We start from the raw sequence: 22,721 nt of genomic DNA on the forward strand, positions 1-22,721 counted from the left end.
GCTTTCAATTACTTTTTATTGGCTAATCGTTCAAGAAGGTATGTTCTTTCTATCATATCCACTTCTTTGCCTGACATCGGAAGCTTTTTAATTAGGAATCTATCTAAGTCTTCCATTTCAAGTTCATCAGGCATATAGCAACCAACAATCGTACTGCCCTTTTTCATTCGAACTGTTTGAACGCCTCTAGAGTTCTTAGTGGCTTTTTCTGGTATCAGTTCAGTTGGAACCATTGCCAGCCTATACTCATCCGGGGAGTTATATCGAATAAGCACACAGTTCGTATCTTCAGAAATATAGAACATTCGCACAAGTTGCCCAAAATCAGAATAAGCCTTAACAAGCTTTTTCCTATTTGTTTTCGTTTCATAGCTTTTTACAGGAACCTTTGCAATTTTACCATTATCAAAGACATAAACCATGTGTCCATCAAAAGTAGATGCCAGGACCACATACTGTATGAGCTCATCATCTTCCATTTCAAGTATATTGGGAAGATAAACCCCTAAACTGCTGGCCTTATGATCATCAATTTCATGAAGTTTCATCTTATAGACGTTATGCTTATTAGAGAAGAAAAGCATTTCATCCTTATTGCTGCCCTCTAACTCCTGAACAATAACGTCATCATCCTTCAACTTATGGTTCCCGCTTGCTCGTAGTGAGGCCAGCGAAATTTTCTTGAAATAGTTGTGGTCTGTGAAAAACACTTTTAAGTTATATTCCGGAATCATTTGCTCGTCATCATGCTGAATAACATCATCGGGATCAATGATTCTGGTCTTTCTTGGTTTTGCATAAGTTTTTGAAACTTGCTTGAGTTCATTTTTTATTCTTTCCTTGATTTTTTCTTCATCGGAAAGCATATTTTGAAGCTCATCGCGCTCTTTGACAAGTGAAGCAATTTCACTCGTTCTTTTGAGAATGTATTCCTTATTAATATTTCTCAATTTAATGTCTGCAACATACTCTGCTTGTATTTCATCAATTTCAAAATACGACATTAAGTTGGGCACAACCATTTTTTCTTGCTCTGTTTCACGAATGATTGAAATGGCTTTGTCAATATCAAGAATAACCTTTTCAAGACCGCGTAGAAGGTGAAGTCTTTGATCCAGTTTTTCAATATCAAAAGCCAGTTGTCTTTTAATACAGTCTATGCGGAAATCAAGCCAGGCATCCAGAATCCCTTTTATCCCTAAAACTTGAGGTTGTCCCTTCACAAGAATATTGAAATTACATGAGAAACTGTCTTCAAGAGGTGTATACCGATACAGTTTTGCCATCAGCTTATCTGCATCCGCTCCCCGCTTTAAATCCATGGCGATTTTAAGACCACTTAGATCGGTTTCATCACGTATATCATTGATTTCTCTGACCTTACCAGCTTTCACAAGATCAACGATTTTGTCAATAATCTGCTCAACAGTAGATGTATAAGGTATTTCCGTTATTTCAATACAGTTGTCTTTTTTTACATACTCGTATTTTGCACGAATTTTAAAAGACCCTGATCCTTTATCATAGATTTTTCTTAGCTTACTTCTATTATAAAGAAGTTGTCCGCCCGTTGATAAATCAGGCGCTTTCAAGTACTTGAGCATATCTATGTTTGGATTTTTCATATATGCAATTGTGGCATCACAAACTTCTTTCAAATTAAAGGAACAAATATTGCTGGCCATACCAACAGCAATCCCTTTATTGGCATTCACCAATATATTTGGAAAAGTGGTTGGCAGCAGGAGGGGTTCTTTAAGCTGACCGTCATAATTGTCAACAAAATCCACCGTGTTTTTGTCTATGTCCTTAAAAAGCTCACCAGCAATTTTATCAAGCTTAACTTCTGTATAACGAGAGGCAGCAAAGGCCATATCACGAGATGTCGTTTTACCAAAGTTACCTTTAGAATCGATGTATGGATGAATTAAGGCATCATGACCCCTAGTTAATCGAACCAAGGTTGCATAAATGGCTTGATCCCCATGTGGATTCAGTTTCATTGTTTGACCAACCACATTGGCCGATTTGGTACGTGCTCCACTAAGAAGTCTCATTTTATACATTGTATAAAGTAGTTTTCTATGTGATGGTTTAAACCCATCAATTTCTGGAATGGCACGAGACAGAATGACACTCATGGCATATGGCATATAATTCTGTTCGAGCGTTTCTGTTATGCCCATTGGTTGTGAGTTCGACATGTGTCACCCCTTAGTTTAAGTCTAGTTGTTCTAAATACTCGTGACCGTGTGTTGAAATGAATTCTTTACGACCATCAAGATCGTCACCTAGTAAGATATCAAATGTTCTTTGTGTATGATCAAGATCGTCTGGCACAACTTGTATCAGCCTTCTGCTGTCCGGCGACATTGTTGTTTGCCACATCATTTCAGGTTCATTCTCACCAAGACCCTTTGATCTTTGAATGGAATATGGTGCACCTTTAAGTTTTTTGAGTATTTGATTCTTTTCCACTTCATTATAAGCAAAATACGTCTTCTTCTTTGAAGTGATCTCATATAAAGGTGATTCAGCAATATATACTTTTCCTTCATGAATAAGCGTCGGCATAAGTCTATAAAGCATCGTCAGTATAAGTGTTCGAATTTGGAAACCATCCACATCGGCATCGGTACAAATTATAACTTTGTCCCAGTTTAGCCTGTCTAGATTAAAGGTATCCATATCCTTGCTGTGTTTTGTTTTGATTTCAACACCACATCCAAGAACTTTTATCAGGTCCACAACAATGTCACTTGCAAATATCTTTGCATAGTCCGCCTTTAGGCAGTTCAGAATCTTACCACGCACTGGCATGAGAGCTTGAAAGTCTGAATCCCTTGCAAGCTTACAAGCACCCAGGGCCGAATCACCCTCCACGATATATATTTCTCGACGTGCGATTTCTTTGGTTCTGCAGTCCACAAACTTTTTAACGCGGTTCTTAATATCCACTTTTTCACTGAGCGTCTTCTTAAGATTGAGTCGCGTTTTCTCAGCCTTTTCTCGACTGCGCTTGTTGATGAGAATTTGATCAACAATTCTCTCTGCAAGGGGTTGATTCTCAATCAAATATATTTCCAGCTCACGTTTAATCAAGTCTGCAATAAACTCTTGAATAAACTTATTGGTAATGGCCTTTTTTGTCTGGTTTTCATATGAGGTCATTGTAGAAAAAGAATTTGTTACCAGAATCAAACTATCTTGAATATCTGTAAACGTGACCTTTTTCTCGTTCTTAGTGTACTTATTTTGCTTTTTAATGAATTTGTCAATTTCATAAACAAAGGCCTGCTTCACAGCCTTGTCCGGTGAGCCACCATGCTCAAGATAACTGGAGTTGTGATAGTACTCAATTAAGTTGAATTCATTGTTAAAGGCAAACGCCAGTTGTGCCTTAACCCTGTATTCAGGCTTATCATCCCTATCCTTACCAACACCTTCATCCGATATCATTACTGGTTCCGTGAGGGCCTTGCCTTCATTCAGTTCTTGGATATAGTCCATAATCCCGTTTTCATAGATGTACTCATGAACAAGTCCTGTTTCATCATCTTCTAGGATGAATTTCAGCCCAGCATTGACAATGGCTTGCTTTTTCAGTACATCTTCAAAAAACGACACAGGAATACTGATGTCCGTAAAGACATCTAAATCGGGTTTCCAGGTCTGAACAGAGCCTGTATGCTCATATTCACATTCCGTCTTTTTAAGACCGCCTACATTGCGCCCCTTTTCGAAATGGAGTTCATACTTAAAACCATCTCTATATACAGTGACATCCATATACTCAGAAGCGTACTGTGTTGCACATGCCCCTAAACCATTTAAGCCTAGAGAGTATTCATAGATTTCACCATCATTATTGTTGTACTTTCCGCCTGCATACAGTTCACAGTAAATGAGTTCCCAGTTGAATTTTTCTTCATTTGGATTATAGTCTAGCGGTATGCCACGACCTTTATCTTTTACAGTGATGGAATGATCTGTATGGCGCGTGATTATGATTTCACTACCATGTCCTTCTCTCGCTTCATCAATAGAATTTGATAGAATCTCAAAAAAGGAGTGCTGACAGCCTTCAAGCCCATCTGACCCAAATATGACAGATGGTCTTTTCCGAACCCTGTCTTCACCCTTTAGCGAAGAAATACTGGTGTTATCATAGGTTTGTTTCTTATTAACCATGCTTTCACCTCATATAGAATTGTGACAGTCACTTCCTATATATAATAGGTTCACCCTAAACTGCCAATGTCCATTATAATATAAGGTCGGATGAACATCAAACCATCCGTGCATGTTTTAACAAAAGTCCTACCGAATCTTAATCTAATAGCCCCCCTCTGGACCTGGATTTTTCACAAATTTCCAGATTCATTCCTCTTCTGACGCATCGTTATCCAGTTCGTCACGAAGAATCATTAGACCTTCCATAGCCTTTGGAAACCCAGCCGTTGGCGCCACAAGCAGTATGGCGTGTTCAACTTCTCTTCTTGTGCATCCAGCGCTTAGAGCCTTATGTATATGTGTTCTAAGGGCAAAAGGATACTGCTGACTTGCTGATATGGCCACCTTTATAAGCCACCTGTTTTTTTCATCTATCGGCCCACCTTTTTCATGAACTGCTTGTCCAAATGACTCATACGCCTTGTATACATCTGTATGCATGGCCTTCATATAAATAAAATTCTCCATTTTCTTGTTTGTCATTTATAACACCTCCCTATCAATTTCTTTTATACCCAACTCAAAGTATAAAAGTATAATTGAAAGAATTTTGTGAAAACCTTTTCTTTCTCGGACAAGTGTCTTGCCACTACGGACACACTGTGTTATACTCTCTATAAAGTTTTCGAGAGAAAAACATTTGTACGCCAATCAAGAACAGGAGATGTGATTATTTTGGATAAAAAGAAATATCTCGTCGTCCATGCGGATGCGTTGCCAGATGTCTATAAAAAAGTAGTGGATGCAAAAGAACTCATTAAAAACGGTGAAGTCACAGGTGTATCAGAAGCCGTAAAGGCAGTCGGCATAAGCCGAAGCACCTATTACAAATATTCTGATCATGTCTTTTCTTTAGCAGAAGGGGCTCTTGGGAAGAAAGTCACCTTGACCTTACTCCTCCATCACGAATCAGGCATTTTATCAACTGTCCTGGACAGACTTGCCCAGGCACACTGTAACATTCTCACCATCAGTCAAGATACACCTATAAACGGCATAGCCAATGTATCGTTGACCTTTGACATTAGCGAACTGAAAATGTCATTTGAAGCTCTCATGGATGAACTTAAGGGGATGAACGGTGTTAAAAAGCTCACACTCATCGCTATGGAATAATTGGAGGTGTGTCAATTGAAACGTATAGCATTACTAGGATACGGCACTGTTGGTTCCGGAGTATACGAAGTCGTAGCCAAAAATATCGACAGTGTTAAAGATAAATTTAAAGTGGATATATCCATTGAGGATATACTCGTAAGAAATGTTGAAAAATACAAAGACTTGATCCATTTGGACAAGTTCAAAACAGATTTTGATAGCATTCTAGAATCTGAACCTGACATTGTTGTTGAGGTTATGGGTGGACTACATCCCGCTTATGACTACATCAAGAAATGCATTGAAAATGGTATTCATGTTGTCACAGCAAACAAAGATTTAATTGCTGAGTACGGTCAAGAACTTCAAAACCTGGCCGCTCAAAAGGATGTTGCTCTTCTTTTCGAAGCCAGCGTCGGCGGGGGAATCCCAGTGCTTAAACCTTTACAGGAATGTCTGGGTGGCAATAGCATTGACTCCATTACAGCCGTTATCAATGGTACAACCAACTTCATCTTGTCAAAGATGTATAACGAAAATATGAGTTATGAAGACGCTCTAAAAATTGCACAAGATGTTGGCTTTGCAGAAGCTGATCCCACATCGGATGTACAGGGTTTTGATGCAGTACGAAAACTGGCCATTCTTTCTTCCCTAGCCTATGGACAGGAATTTAAATGGTCAGATATGCCGACAGTTGGCATCACTGACATTGACAGCGACGACATTGAATGTGTTAAGACAATGGATTCAAAAATTAAGCTTCTCGCTTATAGCGAATACATCAACAACGAGCTTTACGCTGCCGTTCGTCCTGTTGTGGTAAGCAATTCTGACCCAATCGCTCTCATCGATAATGAGTTTAACGCAGTCATTCTAACTGGGGACTCTGTGGGCGAAGTCATGTTCGTTGGTAAGGGAGCCGGCAAACTTCCAACAGCAAGCGCAGTTTTTGGTGACATTCTTGACATCATACAAAACAAAAAAGAAAAATCATACATCGAACTCAGAAAGGATGCAACCATTCATAAATTATGGCCCAAGGCATCCAAATGGGTTATCCGCCTGGTGGGACAAGATAAGAACACCATGATCAGACAACTTCTTGATCAGTTCGCAGGCAGTGAACTCCGTATTCAAACGTCAGAGAACGATCATCAGATTCATGCCGTTGTCCATTCAGACAACGAATCCATGCTCCTTGCCAAGCTTTCTGATTTAGAGCAGGCAGACAATATTGATCACGTAAAGTATTTTTTAGTCTATAGATAGTATTAATGGAGGCGCATATGTTTCGCATTACAGTTCCCGCAACATCTGCAAATATTGGACCAGGCTTTGACGCCATGGGCCTGGCCCTCAACCTTTTTTTAAGCGTGGATGTAAAACCACTCGAGTCTAATATTCAGCGGGTGGTCTGGACAGATAGGTCCATGACGCCCCTGTCTGATGAGAAAAATCTTATACTTGTTTCCCTAACAACAACACTCAAGAAACTCAATATGGAAACACAAGGGTTTGAACTCAATATGCGCGACTGCAAGATTCCCGTTTCTCGTGGGCTTGGCAGCAGTGCTTCTGCCATCGTGGCTGGTATAATGGCCGCCAATGAACTTTCTGGCAAAAAGATGACCCAAAGGGATATTATTGACTGGGCCACAGAACTCGAAGGGCATCCCGACAACGTTGTGCCTGCTATTCTCGGCGGAATGAGCGTTTCTTTTCAGTCTGAGGGCAAGGTGTTTACAACACAGGTCCCAGTGCCTTCTCAATTGGCATTCGCAGTGATGGTACCCGATTTTGAACTCAGCACAAAGTTGGCTCGTGAGGCCCTGCCCAAAACCTACTCTAAAGCAGATTGTATTCACAATCTTTCAAGGACTGCATATTTAGTTGCTTCATTCAACGCGGGGTCTATTGAAGGTTTAAGAGAGGCCCTTAATGATAAAATCCATCAGCCCTATAGAATCAGCTTGATCAAGGATGGAAGACATATACTTGATAAATCAAGAGAACTAGGCGCGACTGGAGAGTTTATAAGTGGAGCTGGACCCACACTCATCGCCCTCTATGATAAGTCCGATATAACCTTTAAGAAAAAACTAGAAGAAATGCTCAGCCAACTTACAAGCAAGTGGACCCTGCTTGACCTGAATGTTTGTAGGCAAGGCGCAACAGTTGAGGTGATCTCATGAAAGGTGTCATAGTACAAAAATATGGTGGTACGTCAATGGGAGACATTGAACGTATTCAGAATGTAGCAAGGCGGGTTGTCGACCACAAACGCGGTGGCCACCAGGTCATTGTCGTGGTCAGTGCCATGGGAAAGACAACAGACCATCTTGTTGATATGGCTACAACGCTCAACCCCAATCCCTCGGCACGGGAAATGGACATGCTTCTTTCCACAGGTGAACAGGTTTCTATTTCTTTACTGGCCATGGCTATTGACCAACTTGGGGAAAAGGCAATTTCTCTTACCGGTGCCCAGTGTGGCATTAAGACAGATGCCCACCATAAAAAAGCTCGGATTGAATCCATTGAAACCAGCCGTATCATTGAGGAGTTTGAAAGAAACCACATTGTTATCGTCGCTGGATTTCAAGGGATAACACAGTTAGGGGACATCACAACCCTCGGTCGTGGTGGATCAGATACAACAGCCGTGGCACTGGCTGCCGCAGTCAAGGCCGAAAAGTGCGAAATTTATACTGATGTTGATGGGGTTTTCACAACAGACCCTCGTAAAGTAGACAGTGCACGTCAATTAAAGGAAATTAGCTATGATGAAATGCTTGAACTGGCGAAACTTGGGGCAAAGGTCCTCCACCCACGTTCGGTGGAGCTGGCTAGAAAATACAGCGTTCCCCTCGTGGTCAGATCCAGTTTTAACAACAATGAAGGTACACGAATTGTGGAGGTGTCAAAGTTGGAAAAAGTACAAGTTCGAGGTGTGACAGCCGATCCCGATATAGCAAGAATTTCAGTTTCTAAGGTTCCCGACACACCCGGCGTTGCCTTTCAACTCTTTAGTCAATTGGCCAAGCAAAATATTCATCTTGATATGATTATTCAAAACTTAAACCACGACGAGCACAATGATATTTCCTTCACCGTGCCCACTGATGACTTGGCTGATGCGACCAGTATCGCCACTTCATTTTCTGAAAAAGTTGGCGGTGGTGAAGTCATTATTAAAAGAGACGTCAGCAAGGTTTCTATTGTTGGCACAGGCATAACCGGGAACGCAGAGGTGGCTTCTCTTCTCTTTGGAACCCTTTCTGAGTTGGGCATCAATATTGAAATGATCTCAACTTCCGAAATTAAGATTTCATGTATTATCGATGCAGCTTCAAGTGATTTAGCCGTAGCAAGTCTGCACAATGCCTTTGACCTGGGTCTTGGGCTTTAAAATGTCACTCAAGGATTATACAATCTGAATTGGTCAGATTGATCCTTTTAAGCCCATTCATGGGCATACTCTCTCTCAAATGCATGAAAAAACGCTCATCAGTTTTGATGAGCGTTTTTTCTTTACGGCAAATCTATTGGATTATTAGACAAATGTCTACTTGTAAGCAGTTTTGTGTCGCAGATTATTACTTGTATGAGGGACTGCTAAAAATTCATTCTTTCCCCTGTGGACATATATATAATTCTTTCGCAAATGTTTGTTGTATGGTCAGCAATGCGTTCAAGATACCGTCCGATAAAAAGGAGGTTCACAATCTGATCCACTTCCTCCACATCATCTTTTCTCATAAACTCTAAGAGGTCTAAGTAGATCGTTTCATATAAGGCGTCCACTTCATCATCTCGCTTTGCCACTTCAATGGCCAGTTGAGAGTTGGCCTGAACAAAACTGTCAATGCTTTCATTGACCATTTTCCTAACGATTTCAGCCATTTTAGGAATATCGATCAGTGGTTTGATAAATGGCTTCTTTCCTATATCAATAACAACTTTAGCAATATTTACACAGTGGTCTCCAATCCGCTCAAGATCTGTAATAATCTTAAGGATTGCACTCACGCGTCTAAGGTCACCTGCAATTGGATTTTGAAGGGCAATTAGCTCCAAACTTTTCTTTTCTATACTAATCTCCATATTATCAATTTTATTGTCAAGTCTGATAATGCGGTTGGCCAAATCAAGATCCTGTTCCATGAGTGCCTTTATAGACAGTTCAATAATTTCTTCCACCTGGGAACTCATTTTGAGCAGCAGTGCGTCAAGTTCTTTTATATTATAATCGAGTTGTTCTCGCATAACGTCCCTCCTAATTAACCGAATCTACCAGTGATATAGTCCTCTGTTTTCTGATTCACAGGATTGCTAAAAAGTTTCGAGGTCTGATCGAATTCGACCAATTCACCCATTAGGAAAAATGCTGTGTCATCAGAAATACGCCCCGCCTGCTGCATAGAGTGTGTCACTATAACAATCGTATAGTCTTCTTTAAGCTGTGCGGCTAATTCTTCAATTTTTAGAGTGGCAATTGGGTCAAGGGCCGATGTCGGTTCATCCATGAGAAGGACTTCAGGTTCCACTGCAAGCGCTCTTGCAATACACAGTCGTTGCTGCTGACCCCCGGACATCCCCAGAGCATTGTTCTTAAGTCGGTCTTTCACTTCATCCCAAATAGCAGCCTGTCTTAAACTTCTTTCAACAATTTCGTCAAGATCAGCCTTTTTCCTGATACCATGGGCTCTTGGACCATAGGCCACATTGTCATAAATACTCATTGGGAATGGATTAGGTTTTTGGAAAACCATGCCCACCCGTCTTCTAAGGTTAATGACATCTACATTATTATAAATATCAATGCCATCCAGCTTGACTTCACCGTCGATTTTAGTGCCTTCAATAAGGTCATTCATACGGTTTAAGGTTTTTAAAAATGTTGATTTACCACATCCAGACGGTCCAATTAAGGCCGTGATGCCATTGGCTTTAATGTCCATGTTTATATCTTTTAGTGCATGAAAATTATCATAATAAAAATCTAAATCTTTTATACTGAATTTTGGTGTTGAATTCATAATTTCACCTCAATAATTTACTGATGCTTATAAAGAAGTTTGCCAATCCATTCATTCTTGCACCTGTGAATTTGCAGGCATCTTCATAACAATATTAATATTTAAACTTACCCACTTCACTCTTTAGCTTAGATGACAGTTCATCTAAGTTTTCACTGGAACGTGTGAGTGCTTTGGCTATTTGAGTTTGTGCTTCAATGGTTTGAGACACGGTTGAGGAAGCATTTGCATTTTGTGTGCTAACTGCCGAAAGAGACACAATCTCATCTTCCACCTTTTTTCTCATTCCATCAATATTTTTCTGGTAGGCATCAAGCATATAAATAAGTTCATTTGTCTGCTTCATGGCTCCACTGATTTCTAGGTATTTATCTTTGGTGTTGTGAACACTCTCCATTTGAACTTTGGACACATCCACAAGCTTGTCTATACCCTCTTCTACATTTTTATTGTCCCGTCTCATCTGTTCAATGATCTCATTGATATCATTGCTATAATCCCGAGATTGATGTGCCAGTTTCCTTATTTCGTCTGATACCACTGCAAATCCAAGACCGTGTTCTCCCGCACGTGCCGCTTCTATCGACGCATTGAGAGACAGGAGGTTTGTCTTTTCAGCAATGTCCAGTATAAGGTGTGTCACATTTTCAATGCGCTTAAAGCTCTCATGGGATTTTACAATCCCCTCATGGAGTTCATCATTGGTCTCAAGGGTTTGCTCATTCGCTTTTTCCAGTGTGTTGACAATTTCAAGACCAGAGTTAATGATTTTATCCACATCAGACATATAGTCAATAACGGACTTGAGTTCTCTTTGATTGGTTGCAAGCACCCTATTTAAATCTGATGTGTTTTCAAGAGCCACTTCCGTGCTGGAGGCCTGTTCCTCACTACCCTGAGCAATCTCTTGTACAGATTCTTCCACATTTGTTGACATCTCTAGGGATTGAAGGGCATTTTTATGCAGAACCGCTGACGCACTGACCACCTCTTCCGCAGAGGCATCTACTTCTTTGAGCAGTAAGACCAAGTTGTCTGCAATATTTAAGATGGCTCTTTCCAAATCACCAATTTCATCTTTTCTATTTTCATCCCTCAAACTTTTATCATGAACATTTAGTTCATAGTTTGAAATCCTGTGGACAACGTTAATAATTCTTTTGATTGGATTGCTTATGGACAGGGAAATAATAACAGCTAGACCCATAGCCCCTGCCATTACTAAAATGGCTATCACAGCAGTGGTCTGTCTAAAACCTTCAACCACTTGGAAGGCTTCTTTTCGCTTAACCTCCGTTACAAGACCTGCATAGGTGTCTCCTACCCTTGTCACCGTTAGAGTGCCTAAAACCTTTTGACCACTGTAGTTTTCATATTCAATGGTCTCATTAAAGTCAGTCTCTCCCTCAGCCACAGGCCCTTGTAATTTATTAGTGGCCTCTGTATCTATGGTTTCCACCAAGGCCGCCTTTTGATTCAGCGGCGGCAATATAGTATTGGTCATGAGTAGACCCTCACCATTGACTAAATAGGTATCTCCATCTTCAGAAACCTCAGCTATACCCTTGTGAACAAGTTCATTTAAGGCATTTTGGTTAAGAACCATATTCAATGTTCCAATGACCTGGGTCTTGCTTTTTGTCTCATAAGAATATATAGGCGTTGAGAGGACAAGAATATTGTCATCAATAAAAGCGTTGCGAAATAAATTCGACCAGTTCTGCTCTCCTGTCATGGCCTTGTCGACAAAGTCATCGGAAAAGACCAAGGGAGATAGATCCAGGGTATTATAATTTAAACTGTATACAACTTCTTTGTATTTGTTGGTTAGGAAAATGTCTGTAAAACCATACGCCTCGACAGGTTCCATTAAAATATCTTCAAAATCTTTTTCGATCTGCCTGAGTTCACTCGGATCTGCATCAAAAGTGTTTAGCCTTTCAATGCCACGACTCACATTGCTCGATGTTGTCAATATATTGGCATCAACTTCACGGGATTTAAAGTACTCATTAATACGGTCATGAGTCATGCTTAAGTAAAGTTGATTTTTTGAGTACACCCCATCTTCTATAATGCTCACTGAATTTGAAGTGTTATAGACCGTTAAAAAAGCAATGGGAATGAGGCTGACTGCTACGGCCATAAGAACGAGCTTGGTTCTTAGCTTCAAATTGCTAAAGCGAAGGTCTATAAGCCCCTTATTATTTTTGAGTTGCCCCCTAAGCAAACTATTTGATTTATTAAGCAGTGAAGGTTTAAGAATCCTTGTATCAGTGTTTTCGTTCAAGCTCAAATGCTTTTCATTGAATTCTACTGTCTTCTTGTCATTTTGGACTTTCTTTTTCATAGATATGTTTTCTTTTAGACTCTGAAACAAATGACGTCTTTTCTTCTTAAGCTTGCTCGATATTTCCACGGCTTATCCTCCAACTTACAACAAATACAAGAGGTCTCTCTTGGGCTCACTGACCCTAGAGTTTAAAATCTTCTTTGGAACTTATTGCGTATTATAATGGCAGCTGAATTCAAAAGGAACAGAACTGATAATAGAACCACGATGGTTGCTGCAGCTAAATTGGCATACTCAGCTGTAAGTACAGTATCGAGTGTCCAGTAATAAATCTGAATTGGCAGTGCCGTAAAATCATCCATAAAACTTTCAGGTGTTTTTAGAATAAGCGTTGGTATTCCTAGTACAACCAGTGGTGCTGTTTCACCAATAGCTCTTGATAAGGCAAGGATTGACCCTGTCATTATGCCAGGAATTGCTGATGGCAATACGACTTTTCGCACCGTTGTCCACTTTGTTGCACCTAGGCCGTATGAGGCTTCCCTCAAGTAATTCGGAACCGCTTTAATGGCTTCTTGGCTGGCTACCACGACATTGGGCAGGACGAGCAAAGAGAGCGTTAATCCACCTGCAAGTATGCTGGAGCCTAACCCGAACATGCGGCCAAAGACTGTCAGTCCAAGAAGACCAAATATAACAGATGGCACACCAGCAAGGTTGGATATATTGACACTGATGAGTCCGTGAAGTATTCCTTTTTTTGAGTACTCCTCTAGGTAAATTGCCGTTGCCACACCTATAATCAATGTAACTGGAGCAACAACAACCATAAGCATACCCGTTCCGATAATAACGCTTTTAATACCAGCCCGAACAGGATTAATAGAAAGACGACCTGTTAAGAAGCCCCAATCCAGCCAACCGATACTTGTTGAAATTGTTTCATACAAGAGCAGGCCTAAAATGAACATTATAAAGAGAATAATTATTGAAAAAACACCCTGGGCCATTTTGTTGTGCAGTCTACGCTTTTTTATTCGTTTGACTGCCATATCAGGATCAATAAATTTTTTTGAAATATCCATGTTTTTCATATAGTCACTTTTAAGAGTATTTGAAGTGTTCTCCATCCTTAATACTCCCTTCTATATTTTTTGGTGATGTATTTTGCAAATAGATTTGTCACCAGCGTGAAAATAAACAGTATGAGTCCAACAGCATATAAACTGTAATATCCTACTGTACCACTTCCGGCATCACCACTCGTAAATTCAACAATATAAGCTGTCATCGTCTGCATTGGCATTGTGACATCCAGTGTGAAGTTTTTCATACTGCCACTGGCAATGGTAACGATCATTGTCTCCCCAATGGCTCTGGATATAGCCAGTACAAAAGCAGCCACTATACCAGAAATAGCTGCGGGTAATATAACCTTTGATGCGACTTCTAGCTTTGTCGAACCAAGTCCATATGCCCCTTGACGAATTGAATCTGGCACAGCACTCATGGCGTCTTCTGATAGAGACGTCACAATTGGGATGATCATGATCCCCATAACAATCCCAGGCGATAGTGCATTTTTTGACCCTATGCTTGGAATAAGCTTCATTAGAATTGGTGTGACTGTGTTATAGGCAAAGAAACCATAAACGATGGTCGGTATGCCAGCTAACACTTCAATAATTGGCTTGATGATTCTTCTTTTCTTTGGTGTCATAAACTCACTTAAAAACATTGCTGAAGCAAGTCCAAGAGGCGCTGCTACCAGCATTGCTATCACCGATGTGACAATCGTGCCCATAATAAGTGGTAGAAAGCCAAAGCTTGGATTTTTTGCTCTTAGAGGCTCAAGCTCTGTACTGAAGACTTCACTTAGTGGCACTTCTGCAAAGAAATGAGAGGCATCAACAACAAGCGTGATCACAATTCCAATGGAGGTCAAAACTGAAACTGATGCAATGATAAAAAGAATCGTTGGGATAATATTCTCTATATCAATTATTTTTTTTCTTTTGCTAATATTTAACTCAGTCATAATATTAACTCCATTCACCGTAATTTATTTCAGATTATTCATTTGTCTAACAATTTGATTCTATCCAATAGTCTTAAATAATGGACGACTAAATCCCGTAATGATTCACCGTCCGCTCAAAGTTTTGTCTTTCATCCAATAATCCATTTTGCCTTCATCAAACTATTATCTTCATCCAATAGAATTTATATTTTGATGTGTATTTCAATTTATTGCTTTTTTTACAATTTTGTAGCATTATCTTTCAAAGTACATGAGACAAGGAGCGCTTGCCCCCTGTCTCTGATATATTCCTATTTTTTAATGTTGATCATTCTACGCACTTATTATTTTAGAGCGTCTAGTTGCTTTTGATATTCTTCATACATAGTGTCAGGAAGCGGAGCAAATCCATTTTCACCAGCTAGTCTCTTAGCGCCTTGGTTTGAAACAACATACTTTGCAAAATCTAGAACTTGTGGTTTTTCCATTGCGTAGTTTACATTTAGGTACGTGAACACTGGTCTTGTGAAACCTGAGTAGTCTAGGTCAGTGCCGATCGTTTCAAGTTTTGGTTCAACTGGACCGTTTCCAAAATCAACGTGTACCGCTTGAAGCTTGTCCGTATTTGAAACATAGTAGCCAAATCCAAAGAATGCAATTGCATTTTTGTCTGATGACACGAGATCAACTAGAGTTGAGTATTCCTGCTGTAGGTTCGCTGATTCAACCATATCTTGTTCGTCAAGAATTTTTTCGTAGAAGAATTCATAAGTACCGTGGTTTTCATTTGGACCGTAGAACTTGATTTCTTCTGCTGGCCAGTCTGGACGGATGTCAGACCATTTTGAAACGTTGCCTGATGCAAGGTACATGTTCACGATTTCTTCGCGAGTCATTTCCGTTGCCCAAGTGTTGTCTTTGTTGATAACCATTGTAAGGCCATCATATGCTAGAACAAATTCATAGACGTCTTCGCCAAGTTTCATACCTTTTTCTTCTAACTGTGCAACTTCCTTGTCTTTGATCTTTCGAGATGCGTCAGAGAAATCCGTTTCGCCAGGAATGAATTTTTTGAAACCTGCTGATGAACCTGCACGACCAACCTGTACAGATACATCTGGTTGTTCATTAACCATATACTCTTCAGCTATATGTGCCATAAGTGGGTAAACAGTACCAGAACCGTCTACGATAACTGCGCCTTCAAGTGTTGTTGCCTCTTGTACTTCTCCTGTTGTGCCTTCTGTTGTTTCTGCTGGAGCTCCTGCCGATTCTGCTTCCTCAGCGCCTCCTGCACAACCTGCAAGTGCACCCATTGCTAGGACTAGAATTAGTCCAAAGATCATAAATTTCGAAGTTAAAGTTCTCATTTGAAATCCCCTTCCAAAGTTTTGTCTAATTTGAGAAGCTCTCGCATTTCCTGTTGAAGTCCTGCAAAATGCTTTGCTCAGTTGTTACTGCCAAAGTCATTATAGCAAGCCATTTATCCCCATGTGTTTAGACATAGTAAAGCTTATGTAAAGGGAATGTTAAGTCGTCAGCCAGTATACGGAACCTGAATAATCACTCTGTAAAGTTTGTTAACACCACAAAAAAGACCCTGAATCCATAGATTCAGAGCCATATATGCATCAAAAAAACTTTTCTCGGTAACTGGCTATCCTGCGTATGATGTACAAAGTTTTTGGACCTTGTTAAATTACATCTTCCATCATATCGTTTAGACCCTTATAGTTTTGCGCCACCAATTTTCGTTGGTTTTGCTCTTTGAACCGAAAAGTTTGTTTGGCAGCCTGTCAACCTTGCAGTTCAAGGATGATATTTAATCATCAATTAAACTGTTTAGATCAAGGGCTTTGCGTCGTTGATTTTCATCAACTTTGCTTTCTATATATATACCACTTTTAGTCCAACTTAAACACAGAATGGTAATTTATTTACCTTTTTCTTAAAAACTCACCTTACTGACCCATCCGTCCTATTCTAGACTTCAAAAGGTATTCTTACAATGAATTCTGTACCCTTACCATACTCAGATCTCACATCAATATGTCCACCAAAAGACAGAACAACATGTTTAACAATAGCGAGTCCAAGTCCCGTTCCCCCTACATTTCTAGATCGGGCTTTATCAACACGGTAGAAACGTTCAAACAACCTGTCAATATGCTCTTCTGGTATGCCAATGCCATTATCTTTTATGGAGATGAGAAGATCATCCCCCGTCTGAGACATGTTCACCCAAACACTGCCATCATTCGGTGTGTACTTAATGCCGTTGTCAATGAGATTAATCAGCATTTGCTTGAACCATCCAGAGTTTCCGAACAGCTCTGTATTCACCTTGTCACAGTTAAGATTTATGGCGACATTTTTTTTCTTTCCAATCTCTTGGAGCATGTGGACCACTTCTTCTGCGGCCTTGCATACGTCTATTTGTGATTTCTCGATCATGTTGCTTCGTTTTTCAATATCTGAAAGCACAAGAAGGTCTTCAATCAAAGTTGAAAGTCTGCCTGTTTCCATATCAATAATATCAAGAAACTTGTCTCTAACTGCCACATTGTCTACGGCTCCATTTTTTAACGTTTCCACAAAACCGCGAATCGATGTCAGGGGCGTCTTCAACTCGTGAGACACATTTGCAACAAAATCCTTACGCATAAACTCCAGCTTGCGCATGTCTGTGACATCTGCAATGATGATGACAACACCAATTCTTTCATTGGCCCTTTGGGAGCTTACAATAGGATTGGAGTACATATTAAGTATTCTATGTTCTGGTCTATGCATTTCTATTTCAATGGCAGACTGAACATTGTCATCAATAAGAGCTTGAATTTGCTCATCAAGCTGATTGTTTCGAAAAGCTTCTAAAATATGTCTGCCTTTGATCTCATCTTCACGAAAACCAAAGAGCAGTTCTGCCGCTGGATTAATAAACATGACGTGCTTTTGATTGTCAACGGCAATAACACCGTTGATCATACTTGATAGTATTGCACTGTTTTTAATGTTTTGGTCTTTGATTTCCATAATTTTATTTCCAAGCTCTTCACTCATCTTATTAAAATTCTCAGCCAGTTCCCCCAGTTCATCATCAGAATCATATATTATACTTCTTCCAAATTTGCCGTTAGCAATTTCCTTACTGGCTCGCGACATATCCTGAATGGGGTTGATTATCACTTTTAAGAATCTTACGCCCAGAAGCATGGCCACAACAAGGCCAAAGGCTGCTGATAACAGTATGGTTCTAAATAGATGGTAGTTAAACGTTGAAATTTCTGTAAGTGGCACAGAGAGTCTAATGACATACCGTCCCCCTGACTTCAGATCATATGGGATGGCCACATAGTACAAATCCATATTTATAGATTTTGAATATCTTTGACTGACACCGACAAGGCCATCAACGGCCATTATCACTTCTGGTCTATTGCCATGGTTGTCCAGTTCATGCAAATTGGCTTCAGAATCGACGACCACAACCCCATTGGAATCAATCACTGTGACACGGGCTTTAAAATTATCTGACTCACGGGCCACCACCCGGCGTATGTCATCAATGTCATGGACATCATCCAGTAAAAACCCTCGTATCAAGTAGGCATTACTAAGAAGCCTGTTTTCAACACTATTCAGAAAATCTCTTTGAAGCAGAGCGTGGGCAAGTAGGCCTGTTGCCAATATACCAATGATCATCAGGCTGATTACGAGTGCGTTTATTTTTTTCTCATAATAATCTCTACTTCACCTTGTAGCCAACGCCACGTACGGTTTCAATGTACTTATAGTCGCTATCACTTTCGATTTTGCTTCTGAGATGACGTATGTGGACATCCACAGTACGGGTTTCGCCAAAATAGTCATACCCCCAAATTTCATCTAGAAGAAAATTACGTGATAGAACCTTGCCTCGATTTTCAGCAAGAATCTTTAAAAGTTCAAACTCTTTAAGTGTGAGTTGAAAGATCACATCACCACGCGTCACTTCGTGCTTATCAATGTCAATGGTCAGATCCTCTACGACAATTTTACCCGTATCTTTAAAGGGCTGTGTGTTTTGGTAGCGCCTCAGAATCACTTTAATTCTCGTGAGGAGCTCACGAATGCTAAAGGGTTTTGTCATGTAATCATCAGCACCAATTTCAAGGCCAATAATCTTGTCAGTCTCACTGCTTTTAGCTGTTAGCATAATAATGGGTATTTGCTTGAGTTCACGATTGTTTTTAATTCTATTGCAAACATCAATGCCATCAATTTCTGGAAGCATAAGATCCAGCAGAACCAGATCCGGCTTTTCCATTTCAACACGTTTAATACCATCTCGTCCGTTAAATGCGTATGATACCTTGTATCCGTTGCTTTCTAAATTAAATTTTATGAGTTCGACAATATGCTCTTCGTCCTCAATTATGAGTACATGTGGCTGAGACATGATTAACCTCCTTATGATTAATATCCCCGGTTGAATCTTTCTTATCCATTATAAAGCACCATTGTTAAGTCCGTATTAATTCTGTTAAATAAATGGATTAACCTCTTATTCTTATTCGCCCCGTCCCTCTGGATTCCTTTATATTAGAGGTGAAGCATTTCAAATTAAATCATATTATATACATTTTATATTTGGCTTATTGGGTCTTTTTTAATCGGATCTTTGCCAATAGAGCGACTTGGAAAATATCATTCAAGAGTCTTCACCACCACACGCCATTTGGATTTAAATAAAATTTTAGAGCTGGCTCATATTACTCAGCAATATAACATTAGCACTGCAAGTAAGCATTTTCACACTAGGCAACTGTGCTCTTTTTTCTATAGAAATAGGGATGCACAAGGCATCCCCATCATATTGGTGTATTTGACTAAAAGTTTTTAATTTTTTCAACAGAAAGGCCTACCTGATAACACCGCTTGTCCCTGCCCAGTATAGCTAAGAACTTAAACAGCCGTCCATCTTCAACCCTATTTTTCACTGGTGTGGTTATATAGTCAACTTGTCCATTTTTCAGAGGGCCATAAGATGGGTCAATCTCATATAGGTTCAAACCTATCGTTTCTCTTTCACTACAGTACTCCACAGCGCCCTCTTGTGTTGTCACATAAATCACATCTACATTAAATGTCCTGCAAAGTTCATCTAATCTTTCGTTTGAAAGCTTCTGAGCATAAAGAGTTTCTTCAATGCCCTTGACATCACGCAACATTTTTCCACGCATAACCTTGTTGGCAACAAACTGAAGGAGCTCGTCAGCATTTTGATTCAAACTGTTTGTTAGTTCAGCAAGATTTTCTGTCTCGCTGCTTTGAACCATAATTTGAGAAGCGGCTTCCTGCATTCTTGATGTGATTTCTTCTGAAAAGCGAGTCACTTCAACAATCTGTTCAGCAACACTTCGACCATCGTTGGTCACTGTCTGAATAGCTGTGTTCATACCTTCAATATAATTTTTACTTGTTTCAAGGGATTTCTGGATGTCAGTGAAGTCCTCAATGGTCTTTTCTACTGTTCCATACCCCTCTTCTATATACTCTCTGTCTGCTTCGACTGAATCTTTTATTTCTTCTAGTCCATTTTTTAGCGTTTCAATGGTATCGCTTATTTTTGTAGAAGCTTGATTTGTTTCACTGGATAGTTTAGAGATTTCTGTTGCAACTATGGCAAAGCCTCTGCCATGTTCCCCTGCTCTTGCGGCTTCAATAGAGGCATTCAGGGCAAGCAGGTTCGTTTGTTCTGCAATGGATGTGACAAGGCCATTTAGTTCCATGACTTCATCTGATCGATTATAGAGGTCTTCCACCTTAACAGAAATACTTTGAATGAGTTCTCGGACCTGCTTCATTATATCGAGGATGGTTCCTGTTGATTCAATACTCCCCTTTGTGGCCTGGATGGTATCCGTTGAATATGTGTATGTTTCATGCATATCTGATTCCATCTTTGTCAGCTCTGATACAATTCTTTCGAGTTCGGCTCTAGAACTTTGAAGCATTTCAAATTGTTTGTCTGAATTTTGACTTGTTGCATCCGTTGAGTTGGAGATGCCCTCCATAGCCGTATTAAACTGGTCCACAATGCCTTTAAGGCTGTCACTGATTTCTGTGATTTGAGTCGATACTCCAATTTGATCCTTGAAGTTTTCTTTTAAACCAACCACCATTTCATCGAGTCTGCTAAGAACCTTGTTCATAACAAGCGAGTCAATCTTAGAGACCTCGATTGTCAAATCATTATTGTTGACTTGCTCCACGATCTCTTCAACATGATGAACGCCACTCATGATTTTTTGGCTTATCAAATGGGCTAGTAATAAGGACAATACGACACCACAAATGACAGCCCCCCACCAACTATCAACCAGATGATCAACGCCTATTGCAATCCCCGTTGTGACAAGTATTGCTGTAAATAAGTAAAAAAACACTTTCCCTTGCTTCATAAACTGATCCCCCTGCTACTTATTATTGTTGGACTTTATTCATATCGCATATGACTAAATGAAATTTTTAAGCGACATAAACGCATGTCCGTTTCACTTGTCTATTTCAAATGTTAAACTTCCTCAGCAATCTCCCAAAAGCCTTTGGAGATAATTCACAAACTTAAAGCAAATATAACTTTAAACCTTTTTCTTCATTATAAAGTAAAAACACAGAGCCATCTTAATACACAGCCCTGTGCCTATAATTGTTATCGAATTGTGGATGCTATTGACACTATCGGTCTTTATATATATCCAGTGCAATCTTTGTGAAGCCCTTAAAAGTCAATATCTTGGTTCAGCCAATCATGACAAAGTCCTAAAGTTGATGTAGAACATCTGTGACATACAAGCTATTGTCTTTAACTAGATTTATAAAGCCGGACTCTGTTTTCACCAGTGGTCGTATTGGGTGATTTTTTTCAATAAAGATTATTTCGCCCCTCGACCCATTGTTTAGTTCTACCTGGTTTCCGACAAAATATTGAACGATGTTTGACACAAAAACCTTACTATAGAAAGGATCTAGAGATCCAAATGACTTTTCTTGAATTTGACCAGCAACCATAAAGGGACACTCACGCTCCCTATAGACCCTGTCAGATGTCATTGCACTATATATATCTGCAATAGCCACAATTCTGGCATAAGGATGAATATGCGGTCCTTTCAAGCTGTTTGGATATCCGCTGCCATCACTTCTTTCGTGATGCTGTAAGACACCTGATAAGACGGCATCGTTAAATTGCTTGGTGTTGGCAAGCAAAACATAGCCCAGAGTCGGATGAGTACGCATAACTTTAAACTCTGCCTCAGTTAGGGCATCCGGCTTATTAAGAATTTCATCGGGGATATTACATTTCCCTATGTCATGAAGCAAACCCGCTATAGCCAGATCTTTTAGCTCATCAGGTTCCATACCCAACCAACTGCCTATTAGAGCAGAGTAAAGACTGACCTGGACAGAATGTTCAAATGTGTATTCATCACTTTGACGAATTTGCCATATTTTCTGTGCAATGTCTCCACCCGTTTCCACTTCGCTGAGTAAAGGGCCTACAACATGCTCCACATCTGCATAGAGGACTTTCCCTCCAAGTGTCGCAGACTTAAACATAGATTTAAATTTGTCCACTGAGCCCTTGTACTGTGTTTCGAATTTAACCTGGGCCTCATTATAGGCGCTCGGCTTTTGCTCAGCGACAATATTACTGTATTCTTTTATCTTCACATCGAGTATACCTGATTCATATTTCAAATATTCCACATGGGCATCTTTTAAGACAGCTCCATCAGATATGATCAGAACTCCGTTAGAATCGTATATATCTTGGTTTATAACCATGCCTTTTTCAAGTAGGTCAACACTGATCGTTTTCATGAATATTCGCTCCTGAATTTGTACTTAACCTTTCTCATTATAGCATATTATTACAGAACCTGTTCACAAGACCTATGAATCCACTTAATAAGATCGCAATAAATGTAAAATTTCTTCCCATTCGATGAAAAAATTACCATTTCGTTATAAGTTAAACTGAAGTTTT

General features: G+C 39.8%; 17 protein-coding genes and 2 riboswitches. Of the genes, 4 read left to right on the forward strand and 13 right to left on the reverse strand.

Annotation, left to right across the window (positions count from 1 at the left end):
- Window positions 1-8: 8 nt before the first annotated feature.
- The 3 genes from ACQ4KW_RS15765 to ACQ4KW_RS15775 form a co-directional block, all read right to left on the reverse strand.
- Window positions 9-2,204, reverse strand: coding sequence for a DNA gyrase subunit A (locus tag ACQ4KW_RS15765; protein WP_430883425.1), 2,196 nt, complete (start codon window positions 2,202-2,204; stop codon window positions 9-11).
- A 10-nt stretch (window positions 2,205-2,214) separates the two neighbouring features.
- Window positions 2,215-4,191 (reverse strand): DNA gyrase/topoisomerase IV subunit B, encoded by a 1,977-nt coding sequence (locus ACQ4KW_RS15770; protein ID WP_430883426.1) that lies wholly within the window; start codon window positions 4,189-4,191, stop codon window positions 2,215-2,217.
- Window positions 4,192-4,380: 189 nt separating this feature from the next.
- Window positions 4,381-4,716, reverse strand: a complete 336-nt coding sequence (locus ACQ4KW_RS15775; RefSeq protein WP_430883427.1) for a carboxymuconolactone decarboxylase family protein — start codon at window positions 4,714-4,716, stop codon at window positions 4,381-4,383.
- Window positions 4,717-4,908: 192 nt separating this feature from the next.
- Between ACQ4KW_RS15775 and ACQ4KW_RS15780 the strand changes: the two genes are divergently transcribed.
- From ACQ4KW_RS15780 to ACQ4KW_RS15795, 4 genes are read left to right on the forward strand one after another with little or no spacing between them, the layout of a single operon-like run.
- Window positions 4,909-5,349 (forward strand): ACT domain-containing protein, encoded by a 441-nt coding sequence (locus ACQ4KW_RS15780; protein WP_430883428.1) that lies wholly within the window; start codon window positions 4,909-4,911, stop codon window positions 5,347-5,349.
- 15 nt (window positions 5,350-5,364) lie between these two features.
- Window positions 5,365-6,603: a homoserine dehydrogenase gene (locus ACQ4KW_RS15785; RefSeq protein ID WP_430883429.1), complete on the forward strand. Its 1,239-nt coding sequence runs from the start codon at window positions 5,365-5,367 to the stop codon at window positions 6,601-6,603.
- A gap of 17 nt (window positions 6,604-6,620) precedes the next feature.
- Complete coding sequence (gene thrB / locus ACQ4KW_RS15790) at window positions 6,621-7,526, forward strand: homoserine kinase (protein ID WP_430883430.1); 906 nt, start codon at window positions 6,621-6,623, stop codon at window positions 7,524-7,526.
- A complete protein-coding gene (locus ACQ4KW_RS15795) occupies window positions 7,523-8,743 on the forward strand; it encodes an aspartate kinase (protein ID WP_430883431.1) in 1,221 nt (406 codons plus the stop codon). The genes thrB and ACQ4KW_RS15795 overlap by 4 nt, the downstream gene beginning before the upstream one ends.
- A gap of 206 nt (window positions 8,744-8,949) precedes the next feature.
- On the opposite strand, the gene phoU is transcribed toward ACQ4KW_RS15795, so the two are convergent.
- The 10 genes from phoU to ACQ4KW_RS15845 form a co-directional block, all read right to left on the reverse strand.
- Entirely contained in the window at window positions 8,950-9,600 is a 651-nt protein-coding gene (gene phoU, locus ACQ4KW_RS15800) for a phosphate signaling complex protein PhoU (RefSeq protein ID WP_430883432.1), read from the reverse strand.
- A gap of 14 nt (window positions 9,601-9,614) precedes the next feature.
- Complete coding sequence (gene pstB, locus ACQ4KW_RS15805; RefSeq protein WP_430883433.1) at window positions 9,615-10,373, reverse strand: phosphate ABC transporter ATP-binding protein PstB; 759 nt, start codon at window positions 10,371-10,373, stop codon at window positions 9,615-9,617.
- Window positions 10,374-10,467: 94 nt separating this feature from the next.
- Entirely contained in the window at window positions 10,468-12,792 is a 2,325-nt protein-coding gene (locus ACQ4KW_RS15810) for a methyl-accepting chemotaxis protein (protein ID WP_430883434.1), read from the reverse strand.
- Between the two features lie 62 nt (window positions 12,793-12,854).
- Window positions 12,855-13,760, reverse strand: a complete 906-nt coding sequence (gene pstA, locus ACQ4KW_RS15815; protein WP_430883435.1) for a phosphate ABC transporter permease PstA — start codon at window positions 13,758-13,760, stop codon at window positions 12,855-12,857.
- Between the two features lie 38 nt (window positions 13,761-13,798).
- Window positions 13,799-14,704, reverse strand: a complete 906-nt coding sequence (gene pstC, locus ACQ4KW_RS15820) for a phosphate ABC transporter permease subunit PstC (RefSeq protein ID WP_430883436.1) — start codon at window positions 14,702-14,704, stop codon at window positions 13,799-13,801.
- Window positions 14,705-15,030: 326 nt separating this feature from the next.
- Window positions 15,031-16,056, reverse strand: coding sequence for a PstS family phosphate ABC transporter substrate-binding protein (locus ACQ4KW_RS15825; protein WP_430883437.1), 1,026 nt, complete (start codon window positions 16,054-16,056; stop codon window positions 15,031-15,033).
- 277 nt (window positions 16,057-16,333) lie between these two features.
- A riboswitch (cyclic di-GMP riboswitch) is annotated at window positions 16,334-16,461 on the reverse strand.
- 9 nt (window positions 16,462-16,470) lie between these two features.
- A riboswitch (cyclic di-GMP riboswitch) is annotated at window positions 16,471-16,581 on the reverse strand.
- A gap of 88 nt (window positions 16,582-16,669) precedes the next feature.
- Complete coding sequence (gene pnpS, locus ACQ4KW_RS15830; RefSeq protein ID WP_430883438.1) at window positions 16,670-18,391, reverse strand: two-component system histidine kinase PnpS; 1,722 nt, start codon at window positions 18,389-18,391, stop codon at window positions 16,670-16,672.
- A 43-nt stretch (window positions 18,392-18,434) separates the two neighbouring features.
- Window positions 18,435-19,127, reverse strand: coding sequence for a response regulator (locus ACQ4KW_RS15835; RefSeq protein ID WP_430883439.1), 693 nt, complete (start codon window positions 19,125-19,127; stop codon window positions 18,435-18,437).
- A gap of 430 nt (window positions 19,128-19,557) precedes the next feature.
- The gene (locus ACQ4KW_RS15840; protein WP_430883440.1) at window positions 19,558-21,132 is read right to left on the reverse strand and encodes a methyl-accepting chemotaxis protein; all 1,575 of its coding nucleotides are present in this window, start codon (window positions 21,130-21,132) and stop codon (window positions 19,558-19,560) included.
- A gap of 361 nt (window positions 21,133-21,493) precedes the next feature.
- The gene (locus ACQ4KW_RS15845) at window positions 21,494-22,555 is read right to left on the reverse strand and encodes an HD-GYP domain-containing protein (protein WP_430883441.1); all 1,062 of its coding nucleotides are present in this window, start codon (window positions 22,553-22,555) and stop codon (window positions 21,494-21,496) included.
- Window positions 22,556-22,721: the final 166 nt, after the last annotated feature.

The organism is Tianxiuia mixotrophica (genome assembly GCF_050596425.1).
In the GTDB taxonomy this organism is placed as follows: domain Bacteria; phylum Bacillota; class Clostridia; order Peptostreptococcales; family Acidaminobacteraceae.

What these genes read in the sequence shown, in the direction of transcription:
- pstC (WP_430883436.1), bottom strand. Translation starts at nt 14,704, where the DNA reads ATGACTGAGTTAAATATTAGCAAAAGAAAAAAAATAATTGATATAGAG.
- pstB (WP_430883433.1), bottom strand. Translation starts at nt 10,373, where the DNA reads ATGAATTCAACACCAAAATTCAGTATAAAAGATTTAGATTTTTATTAT.
- pnpS (WP_430883438.1), bottom strand. Translation starts at nt 18,391, where the DNA reads ATGATCATTGGTATATTGGCAACAGGCCTACTTGCCCACGCTCTGCTT.
- ACQ4KW_RS15840 (WP_430883440.1), bottom strand. Translation starts at nt 21,132, where the DNA reads ATGAAGCAAGGGAAAGTGTTTTTTTACTTATTTACAGCAATACTTGTC.
- thrB (WP_430883430.1), top strand. Translation starts at nt 6,621, where the DNA reads ATGTTTCGCATTACAGTTCCCGCAACATCTGCAAATATTGGACCAGGC.
- ACQ4KW_RS15795 (WP_430883431.1), top strand. Translation starts at nt 7,523, where the DNA reads ATGAAAGGTGTCATAGTACAAAAATATGGTGGTACGTCAATGGGAGAC.
- pstA (WP_430883435.1), bottom strand. Translation starts at nt 13,760, where the DNA reads ATGAAAAACATGGATATTTCAAAAAAATTTATTGATCCTGATATGGCA.
- ACQ4KW_RS15825 (WP_430883437.1), bottom strand. Translation starts at nt 16,056, where the DNA reads ATGAGAACTTTAACTTCGAAATTTATGATCTTTGGACTAATTCTAGTC.
- ACQ4KW_RS15845 (WP_430883441.1), bottom strand. Translation starts at nt 22,555, where the DNA reads ATGAAAACGATCAGTGTTGACCTACTTGAAAAAGGCATGGTTATAAAC.
- ACQ4KW_RS15835 (WP_430883439.1), bottom strand. Translation starts at nt 19,127, where the DNA reads ATGTCTCAGCCACATGTACTCATAATTGAGGACGAAGAGCATATTGTC.
- ACQ4KW_RS15765 (WP_430883425.1), bottom strand. Translation starts at nt 2,204, where the DNA reads ATGTCGAACTCACAACCAATGGGCATAACAGAAACGCTCGAACAGAAT.
- ACQ4KW_RS15770 (WP_430883426.1), bottom strand. Translation starts at nt 4,191, where the DNA reads ATGGTTAATAAGAAACAAACCTATGATAACACCAGTATTTCTTCGCTA.
- phoU (WP_430883432.1), bottom strand. Translation starts at nt 9,600, where the DNA reads ATGCGAGAACAACTCGATTATAATATAAAAGAACTTGACGCACTGCTG.
- ACQ4KW_RS15775 (WP_430883427.1), bottom strand. Translation starts at nt 4,716, where the DNA reads ATGACAAACAAGAAAATGGAGAATTTTATTTATATGAAGGCCATGCAT.